13 protein-coding genes are annotated in these 15,162 nt (G+C 39.5%); 10 read left to right on the top strand and 3 right to left on the bottom strand.

What is annotated here, in order from left to right; all coding sequences use genetic code 11:
* Positions 1-42: 42 nt before the first annotated feature.
* The 10 genes from IEE83_RS24670 to IEE83_RS24625 all read left to right on the top strand — a co-directional run bounded on the left by IEE83_RS24670 (position 43) and on the right by IEE83_RS24625 (position 11,691).
* On the top strand, positions 43-1,671 hold the full coding sequence (locus IEE83_RS24670; protein ID WP_194123140.1) for a beta-N-acetylhexosaminidase: 1,629 nt from the start codon (positions 43-45) through the stop codon (positions 1,669-1,671).
* 87 nt (positions 1,672-1,758) lie between these two features.
* Positions 1,759-1,962 carry a hypothetical protein gene (locus tag IEE83_RS24665; protein ID WP_194123139.1) on the top strand — a complete coding sequence of 68 codons (204 nt, stop codon included), beginning with the start codon at positions 1,759-1,761 and terminating at the stop codon, positions 1,960-1,962.
* Positions 1,953-2,420, top strand: coding sequence for a hypothetical protein (locus IEE83_RS24660; RefSeq protein WP_194123138.1), 468 nt, complete (start codon positions 1,953-1,955; stop codon positions 2,418-2,420). The genes IEE83_RS24665 and IEE83_RS24660 overlap by 10 nt, the downstream gene beginning before the upstream one ends.
* An 85-nt stretch (positions 2,421-2,505) precedes the next feature.
* Positions 2,506-3,537, top strand: a complete 1,032-nt coding sequence (locus IEE83_RS24655) for a quinone-dependent dihydroorotate dehydrogenase (RefSeq protein ID WP_194123137.1) — start codon at positions 2,506-2,508, stop codon at positions 3,535-3,537.
* 65 nt (positions 3,538-3,602) lie between these two features.
* A complete protein-coding gene (locus IEE83_RS24650; protein ID WP_194123136.1) occupies positions 3,603-6,173 on the top strand; it encodes an FtsK/SpoIIIE family DNA translocase in 2,571 nt (856 codons plus the stop codon).
* 180 nt (positions 6,174-6,353) lie between these two features.
* On the top strand, positions 6,354-7,598 hold the full coding sequence (locus tag IEE83_RS24645; RefSeq protein ID WP_194123135.1) for a glucuronyl esterase domain-containing protein: 1,245 nt from the start codon (positions 6,354-6,356) through the stop codon (positions 7,596-7,598).
* 36 nt (positions 7,599-7,634) lie between these two features.
* Positions 7,635-8,885 carry an L-fucose:H+ symporter permease gene (gene fucP, locus IEE83_RS24640; RefSeq protein ID WP_194123134.1) on the top strand — a complete coding sequence of 417 codons (1,251 nt, stop codon included), beginning with the start codon at positions 7,635-7,637 and terminating at the stop codon, positions 8,883-8,885.
* 6 nt (positions 8,886-8,891) lie between these two features.
* On the top strand, positions 8,892-9,791 hold the full coding sequence (locus IEE83_RS24635; protein WP_194123133.1) for an ROK family protein: 900 nt from the start codon (positions 8,892-8,894) through the stop codon (positions 9,789-9,791).
* Between the two features lie 177 nt (positions 9,792-9,968).
* Positions 9,969-10,619, top strand: coding sequence for an outer membrane lipoprotein periplasmic chaperone LolA1 (gene lolA1 / locus IEE83_RS24630; protein WP_194123132.1), 651 nt, complete (start codon positions 9,969-9,971; stop codon positions 10,617-10,619).
* Positions 10,620-10,830: 211 nt separating this feature from the next.
* A complete protein-coding gene (locus IEE83_RS24625; RefSeq protein ID WP_194123131.1) occupies positions 10,831-11,691 on the top strand; it encodes a mechanosensitive ion channel family protein in 861 nt (286 codons plus the stop codon).
* 303 nt (positions 11,692-11,994) lie between these two features.
* Here the strand turns inward: IEE83_RS24625 and ahcY are convergent, their stop codons facing one another.
* From ahcY to IEE83_RS24610, 3 genes are all read right to left on the bottom strand, one after another.
* The gene (ahcY, locus tag IEE83_RS24620; RefSeq protein WP_194123130.1) at positions 11,995-13,311 is read right to left on the bottom strand and encodes an adenosylhomocysteinase; all 1,317 of its coding nucleotides are present in this window, start codon (positions 13,309-13,311) and stop codon (positions 11,995-11,997) included.
* 372 nt (positions 13,312-13,683) lie between these two features.
* Complete coding sequence (locus IEE83_RS24615) at positions 13,684-14,274, bottom strand: carboxymuconolactone decarboxylase family protein (RefSeq protein WP_137339133.1); 591 nt, start codon at positions 14,272-14,274, stop codon at positions 13,684-13,686.
* 120 nt (positions 14,275-14,394) lie between these two features.
* The gene (locus IEE83_RS24610) at positions 14,395-14,946 is read right to left on the bottom strand and encodes a peroxiredoxin (RefSeq protein ID WP_194123129.1); all 552 of its coding nucleotides are present in this window, start codon (positions 14,944-14,946) and stop codon (positions 14,395-14,397) included.
* Positions 14,947-15,162: the final 216 nt, after the last annotated feature.

Raw genomic sequence — 15,162 nt, 5'->3', positions numbered from 1 at the left:
GTTTTTAAATTATTTTAATAAAGTATTCTTAAATCTGACAGAATGAAACGTTTTCTTTTTACAGTACTCTGTTCCCTATGGTTCTGTACTACCTGGGCGCAGCCCAACATCATTCCAAAGCCAACCCAGATGCTGGTTGCAAAAGGAGAATGGACGCTTGGAGCAAAGGCTACCATTGGTGCGCCGGCTGATGCAAAATGGACAAAAGTTGCCGAAATGCTTGCCGGTCAAATCAAGAGGGCCAGCGGTTATTCTTTGAAAACAGTAAAGGGAAAAGGCGATATTTCTTTGGTTCTTTCCACTGATGCAAGTTTGGGAGAAGAAGGCTATCGTTTGTTGTCTACATCAAAAGGTGTAACGATTCAGGCACAAACTGCAAAAGGCGCTTTTTACGGTATGCAGTCTTTGTTGCAGCTTTTGCCAGTTGAAGTATTTAGTCCAAAAGTGGTCAGCAATGTAAAATGGGTTGTTCCTTATGTTACAATAAAAGATGTCCCGCGTTTTTCTTACCGTGGATTAATGCTGGATGTGGGCCGTCATTTTATGCCTGCTGAATTTGTTAAAAAGTATATTGATTTGATTGCTTTACATAAACAAAATCAGTTTCACTGGCATTTGACGGACGATCAGGGATGGAGAATCGAGATAAAAAAATATCCTGAATTGACTACGATAGGTTCGAAACGTAAGGAAACGATGAAAGGTCATTATAGTGACCAGAAATATGACGGGACTCCTTATGGCGGTTTTTATACGCAGGCGGAAATCAAAGAAGTTTTGAAATATGCAGAGGATCGTTTTGTAAATGTAATTCCTGAAATTGAATTACCTGGCCACGCTTTAGCAGCTTTGTCAGCTTATCCGAAACTGGGTAACAATCCGGACAAAATCTACGAAGTTGGAACGAAATGGGGTGTTTATGATGACGTTTTCATGCCTCGTGAAGAAACTTTGAAGTTTTTGGAAGATGTTTTAACGGAAGTTATTGATCTTTTCCCAAGTAAATATATTCACATTGGTGGTGACGAATGTCCAAAAACACAGTGGAAAGAAAGTCGTTTTGCGCAGGATCTTATCAAAAAAGAAAACCTGAAAGATGAGCATGGTTTGCAAAGTTATGTAATCAAACGCATTGACAAATTTGTGACTTCAAAAGGCCGTCGTATCATCGGGTGGGATGAAATCCTGGAAGGTGGACTTTCGCCTAACGCTACGGTAATGAGCTGGAGAGGAACTGAGGGAGGAATTGCTGCTGCAAAAGAAGATCATGACGTAATCATGACACCAAATAATTTTGTTTATCTGGATCACTATCAGGCGGAAGCAAAAACGCAGCCGATCGCAATTGGTGGTTTTACGGATCTTGCAGAATCGTATTCTTACGATCCAACACCAAAAGAATTGACTGCTGAACAGGCGAAACATATCTTGGGCGTTCAGGGAAATGTGTGGACAGAATATATGACCACATCTGATTATGTAGAATATATGGTGTTCCCTCGCGGAATTGCCATCGCTGAAACAGGCTGGACTCCGGCTGACAAAAAAGATTTTGCAGATTTCAGCAAGCGTTTGGAAGTACATAAAAAACGTCTTGATTATTTAGGCGTTAACTACTTCGGTGCTCCAATCAACGATAAATTCAAATACAATTGGTCTGCTAAAAAGTAAGGTTTGTCGATTTTGTATACAGAAAGGTATCCTGCTTGTTGGGATGCCTTTTTTGTTATATTTACGTAATCAATTAGTTAGGTGATTATGGAAAAGAAGAAACGGATAATCTTTTATAAAGACAAAAATGATCCATATCTCGAATCATTGCGTGAAGGGAAAAAGGATACTCCCGAGGAACGTTATATTAAATTTTTCGAAAACAGGAGAAAGTTTAATGAATTCATGGGAATCAAGAAAGATCCGAATGCTAAAAAAACGATTGAGATAAAAAAGGTTACATGGATTTAGAAAATAATGAATTTCTTGATTTTACCAGATGTGCGCAGGAGCATAAGCTCGATTACATGATCATTGGTGGCTTTGCAATGTTTTTAAATGGTTTAAACAGAGCAACAGAGGATGTAGATATTTGGATAAAGCCAACAAAAAAAAACGGCGAAACACTAATTCAAGTTCTATTATGCATGGATTATGAAGAGGATGATTTAGAACAACTAAAATTGTTAGATTTTACGCAGGCGCAGGTTTTTGGTTTGAATCGGGAGTTAGATATTTTAACATATGTTCATAACAAATTTGATTTTGATATCCTTTTTGAGCGTTCCAGAATTACAACCAATGCGCAAGGAAGTGTTATTCATTTCTTACACTTGAATGATCTGAGAGAATTAAAAATACTAGCACGTAGACCTCAGGATTTGAGAGATGTTATTATGATTGATGATTTTTTAAATTCTGATAACTAATAAATATCAATTTAACTTTGCCAATCAAAAAATAAAAACCCCACACCTTTCCTCCCGTTCCCCCCAAACATTCTATTTTTGCAGAATGTATAAATATATCCTTTTACCGATCTTCTTCCGGTTCGATGCCGAGCGTATTCATTACTTCGTTTGTGAAATGCTGCAAATCGCTTTTAAAATCCCTGGTGTTCCGGCTTTGTTAAAAAGTTTGTACACATTTGAGCACCCTGATCTTGTACAGGAAGTAGCAGGTTTGCGCTTCCGTAACCCGATTGGACTGGCGGCAGGTTTTGATAAAAATGCAGAAATGGTCGATCAGCTGGAAGCTCTGGGTTTTGGATATATTGAAATTGGAACGGTAACACCGCGTCCTCAGCCGGGAAATGATAAACCGCGACTTTTCCGTGTGAAGGAAGATAAAGGACTTATCAACCGGATGGGTTTTAATAACAAAGGAGCAGCCGTCGCTGCTGCAAAACTGCGTTACCGTAAATCTAAAATCCTTGTCGGTGGAAATATTGGTAAAAATAAGGACACACCAAACGAGCAGGCGTTAAGCGATTACATCATTTGTTTCAACGAATTATTTGATGTTGTCGATTATTTTGTAGTAAATGTAAGTTCGCCAAATACGCCAGGATTACGTGATTTGCAGGAGAAAGGACCATTAACAGAAATCCTTCGTGAACTTCAAATCCGTAATAAACAGAGACCAACCCCAAAACCGATATTTTTGAAAATCGCTCCTGATTTGACTTTCAGTCAGTTGGATGATATTATTGACATTGTGAAAGAAACAGGTATTGTCGGTGTCATCGCTACAAATACAACCATAAGTCGTGCGGATTTAAAAACTTCAAAAGAAACGTTGGATAAGATTGGTGCCGGCGGGTTAAGCGGACAGCCATTGAAATACCGCGCTACTGAGGTAATTCGTTATCTTTGCGACAGGTCAGGAAATGCCTTTCCGGTTATTGGCGTTGGAGGAATTGCTTCTCCGGCTGATGCGCTGGAAAAGCAGAATGCCGGCGCAAGTCTTTTGCAAATTTATTCCAGCTTCATCTATGAAGGTCCGGGGTTGGTTAAGAAGATTTGCAAGGCAATGGTGGCAAAATAATAGCCCGCCAGATTGAAAAAACAGAAAGCACTTCATACATTCATAAAAAATAAGCACCGGGATAAATGTCTGTAAATAAGCTCAGAGGAAACACACAACGAACGAGGACAGAAGAAGAAAGCAGGGCGCCCGGATTCAGATTTTCTCTGGATTGGGACAGCATATTTTCCAGCCCGAAAAGTACATTGGCCTGGGGGATTTTTTTCCTTTTGTCCGGTGTCATTTTAGAAGTTTCGTTCATATCCTACATCGTTACCGGATTAGCCGACCAAAGTATTATTGACGCTTTGGGACAGGAATCTATCCGTGATGCCGGTCGGCAGACCCGTAATTTTTTGGGCGTACTTGGCGCCACATTTTCACATATTTTTGTTTACCGCTGGTTTGGTGTAGGTGCATTATTGCTGCCGTTTGTACCAATTCTGGCAGGATGGAAAATTGCTTTCGGAAAAGAATTGCTTCCACTGACACGTGCTACACAGGAGGTTATTTTTTATACACTTTGGGTAAGTGTACTGATGGGATACATCGTGCTCATGAGCAATACGGAAAATACAATGAGTTTTGCTTCGGGCGGTTTTGGTTATATGATCAACGTCTGGCTTTTTGACTGGCTCAAATGGGGAAGTATCATTCCAATTTTATTTGCGTTGTTTGTTTTTGCCGTTTATTTCTACGATGCCAAAACTTTGGTAGAAAACTGGCAGCGTAAACCTGAAAAGGAAGAAACGGTTGTTGAAGAGCAAGAAATTTTCGATAATCAGGTAAGTCCGGATGCTGAGGAGATTGAAACAGAAGTTCATAAAGAAACCGTGAAGGAGCCTGAATATGTTTCCGTGGTTAATGATACTTACGACGACGACGTAATCATTCCTCCATTGGTTGTGGAACCTGAAAAAGAGGAGAAACAGCAGAATGGAGTTCATGTGCTGGAAGTTTTGAATAAGGAAGAATTTGTAAAACCGGCTGTGATTATAAATCCGGTTATGGCGCCGGTTGTAGCTGCAACAGATCTTGAATTGGAGCTTGAAGTTTCAAATGAGACCATCATTCCGAAAGAAGTGCATGAAGTCATTGACGATGAGGATGTCAATGCATCCATTCTTCGTGAATTCGGTCAATATGATCCAATGCTGGATTTGCCTTCCTACCAATTTCCAACTTACAATTTGCTGAGTGATGTTATTGACAATCAGCATGAAAAGGTTACACAGGAAGAATTGGAAAGTAACAAAACCAAGATCGTGGAAACACTTGGAAGTTACGGTATCAATATTTCAAAAATAAAGGCGACGATCGGTCCAACCGTTACGCTTTATGAAATTATTCCCGAAGCTGGTGTAAGAATTTCCAAGATCAAGAATCTTGAAGGTGATATTGCACTGAGTTTGGCCGCACTCGGGATTCGTATTATTGCGCCGATGCCCGGGCGTGGAACAATTGGTATTGAGGTGCCGAATAAAAACCGGGAAACTGTTTTTATCCGTTCAGTTTTGATGAACGAAAAATTTCAGAAGTCGACGTATGACTTGCCGATTGTTTTAGGGAAAACCATTTCCAATGATATTCATATTGCGGATCTGGCTAAAATGCCTCACTTGCTTATGGCCGGAGCAACAGGACAAGGAAAGTCTGTTGGCTTGAATGTTATCCTGGCTTCTTTGATCTATAAAAAACATCCGGCAGAATTAAAGTTTGTACTGGTCGATCCAAAAAAAGTAGAATTAACGCTTTTCAATAAACTGGAAAGACACTTTTTGGCAAAATTGCCAAACGCGGACGAAGCCATTATTACCGATACCAAAAAGGTAATTTTTACCCTTAATTCATTATGTATTGAAATGGATTCGCGCTATGATCTTTTGAAAGAAGCGTCGGTAAGGAACCTGAAAGAATACAATACCAAGTTTGCACAGCGCCGTTTGAATCCTGAAAAAGGTCACAAATTTTTACCTTACATCGTTTTGGTCATTGATGAGCTAGCAGATTTAATGATGACGGCTGGTAAAGAAGTTGAAACGCCGATTGCCCGTCTTGCGCAGCTTGCCCGTGCGGTAGGAATTCACCTGGTTGTGGCCACGCAGCGACCATCTGTAAAGGTTATTACCGGTTTGATCAAAGCTAACTTCCCGGCACGTTTATCTTTCCGTGTAACGTCCAGTATCGATTCAAGAACGATTTTGGATATGGGCGGCGCCGAACAATTGGTTGGACAGGGAGATATGCTTCTGGCGATAAATTCGGAAGTCATCCGTTTGCAATGTCCGTTTATTGATACAAGAGAAATTGAAGATGTCTGCGAATTTATTGGCGGGCAACGCGGATATGATGAAGCTTACGCATTGCCAGAATATGAAGGCGATGAAAGCTCCGAATCCAGAAGTGAAGTAAATACAGATGATTTTGACCAGTTGCTTCCGGAAGCAGCGCGTTTGATTATTACGCATCAGCAAGGTAGTACTTCGCTCATTCAGCGCAAAATGAAACTGGGTTATAACCGCGCCGGCAGAATTATGGATCAGTTGGAATTAATCGGTGTCGTTGGACCATTCACGGGTAGCAAAGCAAGAGACGTAATGTTCCATGATTTGAGCCAGCTGGACGACCATTTAAGATCAATGGGTATCAGCGGATAATTTCAAACAAATTGATAATAAATGACTTTTGACTATGCGAAGCTGCATAAATCAAAAGTCATTTTTGTTTAGAATTGAGTCAATATTTAATTTCATCATGCTGAAAGAGTAATATCAGTAAACAAATACCATTGTATACTTTTGAACGGATAGCCTTTATTCCTAACCGATATATTTTTGATGAAAAATAAATTCTGGTTGCCGCTTTTTTTATTTTCAATAAGTATTTCGTCTTATGGTCAAAATAAAGAATCTAATCTTCCTGATGCTCTGACTTTTAATAGTGGTAAGAAAGTAACTTCCGCAAAACAATGGAATGCCAGAAGAGAAGAGCTGCTTCAAACTTTTCGAAAAGAAATGTATGGAACTTCTCCCGGTCGGCCCAAGGATATGCGTTTTGAGGTTTTTGATAACGACAAAAACGCATTAGGAGGAAAAGCTACCCGAAAACAAATTACGGTTCATATCAGGGAAAATGGCAGAGAAGCCAAGTTTGATATTCTTCTCTATATTCCAAATAAAGCCAAACATCCCGTTCCTGCGATTATTGGTATAAACTTTATCGGCAATCATGCAATTAATGCTGATCCTGGAATAAAACTTAGCAAAGCCTGGGTAGAAAGTAGTAAAAATTCGCCATGCGTAGTGGATGGAAAAGCTACGGATGCATGTCGCGGATTGAATGCAAGTCAATGGCCGGTTGACAGTATTCTGGATGCCGGTTTTGCGCTGGCTACGATTTACAGAGAAGAAATTGCCTCGGACAGAAATGAAGAATCTTTTAAAACGGGAGTCCACGTTTTGTACCCGGAACTTCAAAATCGGGAAGATAATTTTGGAACCGTAGCTGCCTGGGCCTGGGCTTTGAGCCGGGGAATGGATTATCTGGAAACCGATAAAGAAATTAATTCAAAAAAAGTTACTGTTTTTGGTTTTTCAAGACTAGGGAAAGCAGCACTTTGGGCAGGTGCCGATGATACTCGTTTTGCCGAGGTAATCAGCAACGAATCCGGTGCCGGCGGAGCGAAATTATTCTATCGAGGGAAAGGTGAAAATATCCGGAGATTAAATACTGTTTTTCCACATTGGTATGCTAAAAGTTTTAGGAAATATATAGATAAGGATACCTTACTTCCATTCGATCAGCATCTTATAATTGATTTGATTGCACCCCGACCGGTATACGTAGCGAGCGCGGAAGGAGATAAAAATTCTGACCCGGAAGGTGAATTTGCTTCTGTAAAAGAGGCTGATAAGGTCTATCGTTTTCTGAAAACTAATGGCTTACCTGTTAAGGAAATACCTGCATTAAATACGCCTGTTATGGGACAGGTGGGCTACCATATTCGCACGGGCGGGCATGATGTTACAAGTTTTGATTGGCATCAGTTTCTAATTTTCTCTAACTTACGCCTCCAAAAATAAAAACATCTAAACAACTAATCTTACAATAAATAAAAAATGAGCTCAATTTCTTCGTCTGGTAAGGAAATTACCAAGGCCAAATTTACAGAAAGCCGATTCCTTGTCACCATCACTTTCGTAACATCGCTCTTCATGTTATGGGGTATTGCGATCACGATGGGTGATGTTTTGAACAAACATTTTCAGCATACTTTAAGTCTTACCAAAACACAATCTGCTTTCGTTCAATTTGCCATTTTTGGAGCTTATTTTGTCATGGGAATTCCAGCGGGTTTGTTCATGAAACGTTTCGGATATAAAAACGGAGTGCTTCTTGGACTTTCTCTTTTTGCACTGGGTTCATTTTTATTCGTTCCGGCAGCTAACGTAGGTTCTTTTCTGCTTTTTGTATCTGCATTATTTATTCTGGGCTGTGGTTTATCCACACTTGAAACCGTTGCGCATCCATTTGTAGCATCTCTTGGCGACCAGCGTACAAGTGATCAGCGTATTAACTTTGCACAGGCTTTTAACGCGTTAGGCGCAATTCTCGGACCTGCTATCGGGTCTTATTTTTTGCTTCGTAATAATGTTGAAGGAAGTACGGATCTGACTTCGGTTAAGGTTCTTTACATGGTGATCGGTGGTGTAATTGCTACAATTGCCATTTGCTTTTCTTTTGTAAAAGTACCCCCATTAACTGATCCACATGTTGAAGCACTGGATCCGGACGCAGTAAATGTTGATGTAAAACCTGGTAAAAAATTAAGCGAACACAGACATTTCGTTTGGGCAGTTGCTGCACAGTTTTTTAACGTTGCGGCACAATCCGGTACCTGGGCATTTTTTATTAACTACGGCCATGAAAAAATGGGCTTCACGGACGAAGTTGCGGGTAACTACATGGTATTGTTCATGGCATTTATGCTTGCTGGTCGTTTTATCGGGACTTTGCTGATGCGTTTTATTGCCCCTCATTCACTTTTGGCAATTTTTGCTGTTGGAAATATTTTGATGGCAACAATCGTTGCGCAAAGCTTCGGATGGCCTTCATTTATCGCCTTGCTGATGATTAACTTCTTCATGAGTATCATGTTCCCGACTATTTTCAGTTTGGGTTTGAAAAATCTTGGTTCTCATACACAACAGGCTTCTTCATTCATTTCGATGGGTGTTGTAGGTGGTGCATTGTTCCCGTTTGTAATGGGCGCTGTGGCTGAACACGACGTAGCTTCCGCATATTACTTGCCGATCATCTGCTATTTTGTGATATTTTTGTTCGGTTATAAATTTTACAAAGTTCAATAGTATTTAATGAAACTCTGGGGAATAGATTTAGGAGGCACAAAAATAGAATGTGCCGTTTTGGATTCAGAAAACGATTTAGCAGTTGTCATCCGTAAAAGGCTTCCAACTGAGTCTGATAAGGGATATGAGCATATTTTATCCCAAATAAAAAAACTGATTGATTTAGTAGCAGAAGAAATAGGGGAGCGCCCGACCAAAATCGGTTTTGCAACGCCGGGAGTTTCTGAGCCGGATACCAATCTGATGAAAAACTCAAACACAACCTGTTTGAATGGCAAACCGATGCAGAAAGACCTGGAAGATATTCTGGGAATTCCTGTAAAACTGGCCAACGATGCAAATTCATTTGCGCTTGCAGAAGCCTTAATGGGAGCTGGAAGAGATTATCCGGATGCAGAAGTTGTTTTCGGAGTGATCATGGGAACAGGCGTAGGCGGAGGATTGGTTGTCAACAAAAAGATCATTGGAGGCCATCACGGCATCGGTGGTGAATGGGGACATAATATTCTTGAAGAAAATGGCCAGCCTTGTTACTGCGGTAAAAAAGGATGTGTTGAACAAGTTATTTCCGGACCGGCTCTTGAAAGATTTTATTTTCAGCAAAGCGGCGAGAAATTGTCTTTAAAAACAATTTTGGAAAAATACCAGGCAGGTACAGATGTTCACGCAGCTGCAACAATTGACCGTTTGCTTGAATATTACGGACGTGCGATTTCAACATTGATCAACGTGCTGGATCCGGGGCTGATCGTGATTGGGGGTGGGGTTGGAAATATTGATCTGCTTTACACGGAAGGTTACGAAAGAATCAAAAAGTATATTTTTAACAATGGTGTGATCACAACGCCAATCCTGAAACCAAATCTTGGTGACAGCGCAGGCGTTTTTGGCGCTGCATTGTTGTAAGATAATTGTCAAATAATAAGTCCTGATTGTATTGTCAAATGCCTCAAAGCACCGACAAAGCAGTCAGGACTTTGCTTGTTATTTTAAACCTTCATCTCACAACTTTGTCTAAATTTGCGTACTGAATAAACCTGGCATACTTTTTAGAGAAACTAGTTTAGAATTAAATTAATAATTATGAAAAGATTAAGAATAATCTCATTTGTGCTCTCTGCTATTGTATTTTCAACAATTTTGTTAACAACGGCACAAGCCCAGGGAGATAAAAAATCGACTGCTATTTTGGATGCGATGAGCAACAAGTATCAGAAAATAAAATCTTTTAAAGCAATTTTTACTTACACGCCAGATGGCGGAAAACCGTTGAAAGGTGATGCAACAGTAAAAGGAACCAAGTTTCGTTTGAAAATGGCCGGTCAGGAGATTTTTAATGATGGTAAGCTGATGGCTACATATATCAAAGAAACGAATGAGGTTAATCTCCAGGATTTCGACCCATCTGCCGGTGGTGATCTTGACCCGACAAGAATTTATTCAGCCTACAAAAAAGGATTTAAATACGCCTATTTGCAGGAGAAAAAAGAAGGTGCCAAAACTTTCGATGTTGTAGAATTAACGTCGACCGGTAAAAATAGTCAGGTTGATAAAGTTCAGATTGAGGTTAGTAAAGCGGATAATTCCATAAACAGCTGGAAAATATTCCAGAAAAATGGTCAAAAAGTGACTTACAAAGTGGAGCAATTTCAGCCGGATGTAACAGTTGCTGACAATTTTTTCACTTTCAATGCAAAACAATTTCCAGGTGTTGAAGTTGTAGATTTACGATAATAACCAGCAGCTTTTTATAAATAGGAAATATATTGGGAGAAGAAGGCATAACAGCTTTCTTCTCCTTTTTTGTTATTTGAATAAAGCCAGACGGTAATAATTTATCATAATTGGAAAGAATCATGCAACATTTGCAGCGTAACTTTGTTTTAAGTTAAAAGTACAGGAGTTGAAAAATTCCTTTTCAGCTTCTTCAATTTTAGTACAGTAAATGTTATTTCTTCAGATTTCAAAAATAGTGGACCCGATTTTCTCAAAATTGGACAAATGGTTTGACCTCGGTATAGGATTCGTACCGAACATCATCATTGCTATTTTATTGTTAGTCATTTTCCGTTACCTGGCCAGCTATTTAGGCGGATTAATGTCAAAAGGTTTGAGCCGGGCTTCACATAATGAAGCGTTGGTGAGCTTGGTTTCAGCCTTGACACGCATTATTATCTTTACAACGGGGCTATTCTTTGCTTTGGGAATATTGGGGTTGGATAAAACCGTCACGTCGCTAGTGGCTGGTGCAGGAGTACTTGCATTGGCAGTTGGTTTTGCGTTTCAGGATTTGACTACCAATTTTATTTCCGGAGCATTTATCGCGATTCAGCGGCCAATCAAAGTTGGTGATGTGATTGAAACAAATGGATTTACAGGAAAGGTAAAGTCTATTAACCTCCGTTCAGTAATTATTGACAATCTAGCAGGGCAACAGATTGAAATTCCGAGTAAAGATATTTTTCAAAAGCCAATTACGAATTTTACCTATTCCGGTGAACGCAGGGTTCAGGTCGAATGCGGGATTTCCTTTACAGAAGATCTTGCATTAATTGAAAAAATAAGTTTGCAGGCCATTCAATCGCTCGGGTTTTTGAGTGCGACAAGACAAGTTGATTTTAGCTATACCAAATTTGGCACAAGTACCATTGATTTTCAGGTTCAGTTCTGGATTGATCAGGTGAAAATTGGTCCGGGAGCGGCGAAAAGTGAAGCGATTAAAGCTTTGAAAACTGCTTTTGATATTCATGGAATTTCCATTCCGGTTCGTCCGACGGAAGTTGTTGGTGAAGTAAAAAAAGAATAGCCAAAGGATTTTTGATTGAAATTTGAGATAGCCAGTCAGAATTGTGTAACCCTGCGTAGGCAGCCCTTTCAGGGGTTTTGATGATAAAAAATGATTTCTGCTTAATTGCAACATAATAATCCCAAAGGGATGGCATTATTATAGAAGTGCCAGATACCAATTCGGGGAAAACCCTTAAAGGGCGGCCCGCGCAGGGTGACATAATAATCTCTAAAACTTTTACATATAAATCAAAAATCCCGGCCCGGAAAAAATTTCCGAGCCGGGATTTAAAGCTAAAAGCCAATCGCTAAAAGCTAAATATTAATATCTGTAAGTATCCGCTTTGTAAGGACCTTCGGTAGATACACCAATATAAGCAGCCTGCTCATCAGAAAGCGTTTCAAGTTTCGCACCAACGTGAGCAAGGTGGAAAGCAGCTACTTTTTCATCCAAAGCTTTCGGAAGAACGTAAACTTTTTTCTCGTAAGCAGACGTGTTAGTCCAAAGTTCGATCTGAGCAAGCGTCTGGTTAGAGAAGGAGCATGACATCACGAAAGATGGGTGACCCATTGCACAACCCAAGTTAACCAAACGACCTTCCGCAAGAATGATAATATCTTTTCCTTCAACAGAATAAATATCAACCTGTGGTTTGATCTGAGTTTTTGAAGTTCCGTAAGTTGAGTTTAACCAAGCCATATCGATTTCATTATCGAAGTGACCGATGTTACAAACAACTGCTTTGTCACGCATTTTAAGGAAATGACGATCTGTGATAATCTTGTAGTTTCCGGTTGCAGTAACAAAGATATTAGCACGTGTAGCAGCCTCGTCCATTGTTACAACTTCAAAACCGTCCATTGCAGCCTGAAGCGCACAGATTGGATCAATTTCAGTAACCAAAACACGGCATCCGGCTCCACGAAGAGATTCAGCAGAACCTTTTCCAACATCACCATAACCTGCTACAACGGCAACTTTACCAGCAAGCATCAAGTCAGTTGCACGACGGATTGAATCTACAAGAGATTCGCGGCAACCATATTTGTTATCAAATTTAGATTTAGTAACCGAGTCATTTACGTTGATTGCAGGCAAATGAAGCGTTCCGTTTTTAAGACGGTCGTACAGACGAAGAACACCTGTAGTAGTTTCTTCCGAAAGACCTTTGATACCATCGATCAATTCAGGGAAATCGTCGAATACCATGTTGGTAAGGTCACCACCGTCATCAAGAATCATGTTCAAAGGCTTACGATCTTCACCGAAGAAAAGAGTTTGCTCGATACACCAGTTGAATTCTTCCTCGTTCATACCTTTCCATGCATACACAGGAATACCCGCTGCTGCGATTGCTGCTGCTGCGTGATCTTGCGTAGAGAAAATGTTACATGAAGACCAGGTAACTTCTGCACCCAATGCTGTAAGTGTTTCGATCAAAACAGCAGTTTGGATTGTCATGTGAAGACAACCAGCAACACGTGCACCTTTCAAAGGCTGTGATGGTCCGTATTCAGCGCGGATTGACATAAGTCCAGGCATTTCTGCCTCTGCCAATGTAATTTCTTTGCGACCCCATTCGGCCAGCGTTATGTCTTTAACCTTGTAAGGAATGTACGTTTCTGTTGACGTTGCCATTTTCTATTTAGATTTTGTTGTCAATTTTAATAATACAAAATTAAGTAGAAAAACCATCAGGATTAATATTTGTAGATGTTTATTGGGGTTTTGATTTAAAAATCAGATATTTTATCTATAAAAGGTATAGATTGATAAATTTTGAAGCAATTGAAGGGGTTACAGCCGGTAAGTATAGATATTTTGTCTAGTGCGCTTTAATAAATGTCAAAATAAAACTTTTCCAGTTAAAACAATAGTAATGTTTGACTTGTCAATATTCTTGATAATCAGCTAAATAACCTGTTTTGAAAAAAAGTAAAGCGTCACCTTTCGAGCAACGCTTTCATCTATATAAACATCAACTGACTTGCGCCAAAATTGACGGGAAAATTAAATAAGAACAGTAAAGCTCTTGAAAATAGCTCCGATGCGAACCGCATCAAAAATACGCGCCTGCGTTCCACCGTGATTTAATACAGATTGTTCGTGAGAGGTTACACACATTTCACAACCATTAAGTGCTGAAACGACAAGACTCAACAATTCAAAAAACTCTTTACCAAGCACAGGATTTACCATGATGCTCATTTTAATTCCGGCAGGAGCATTGTTGTAAAATTCCTTGTCCATAAAGTGTCTGAAACGATAGAACACGTTATTGGCATTCATCAAAGACACGCAGGCAGTGACTTCTGCAAGTTCTTTTTCATCAGCACTTTCCGCAATAGCAAGTTCTTCAATGGCAGAAATAAGCGCGGTATTTTTCTCATTGATAGCAACAGAAAGAGCGATCAATAAAGCTTCTTTACGGTTGATATTTTGAGATTTCAAAACGTTACCAATATTGATTTTCAAATCTTTAAGGTATCGGTGATCTAGCGCTGCCAGCTTGTTGATTAGCACGCTTTCAAATTCGGCAGGCAAATTGATTTCTTTATACAGAGAATCTTTAGTATTCCCTGTGGCTGCAAATGGATACATTTTAGTAGGATTGGAAGTGGTAGTAAGAAGTGCTTGTTAGCAGATAGCTGTTAGCGTTTGGCTTTTAGCTTTTCAAATGAGCCAGATATTAAACCTGGCTCATTCTCTTCAATATTTTAATTAAGCTAGTGTAGCTTCTCCTTTAACCCAGTTGCAAGGGCAAAGTTCGTCAGTCTGCAAAGCGTCTAGTACACGAAGAACTTCGTCGACGTTACGTCCAACTGCAAGATCATTTACAGATACCCAACGGATAATTCCTTGTGGATCAACAATGTAAGTTGCGCGGTAAGCAATTTTCTCGTTAGCTTCAAGAATTCCTAATTCTTCTGCAAGAGATTTTGAAGTATCAGCAAGCATTGGGAATTGAAGATCACGAAGATCATCGTGGTTTTTTCTCCAGGCCAAGTGAACATTTTCGCTATCTGTTGATGCACCGATCAGGATTGCATCACGATCAGCAAAATCAGAAGTTTTTTTGTTAAATTCAGCAATTTCAGTAGGACAAACAAAAGTGAAATCTTTTGGCCACCAGAACATTACCATCCATTTCTCTGCATTGATATGATCCTCAGAAGTAATATCATAAAATTCGTTTCCTTTTTCAAGAGATACTACTGAGATTTTTTTGAATTCAGGGAATTTCGATCCAACTGATACAATTGTATTTTTCATTGTTGTTGCGGTTGCTTTGGTTTGTACTATTTATGGATACAAAACTAGTCACAACCACCACTCAAGGCAAGAATTGGCATAGTACAATTCGAAGCAATGCTTGAATTAAATAAATGAATTTATGTTTTCTATTGAAAAAGTAGTGTCTATAAATTTTGTCTATATATGTATCAATTTGTACTATATAATTATATTAATAAATTAGGTAATTATACT

This window comes from Dyadobacter subterraneus, from assembly GCF_015221875.1.
Lineage (GTDB): Bacteria > Bacteroidota > Bacteroidia > Cytophagales > Spirosomataceae > Dyadobacter > Dyadobacter subterraneus.
The sequence above is the reverse complement of the archived record's forward strand: the minus strand, read 5'-3'. Positions and strand labels throughout refer to the sequence as shown.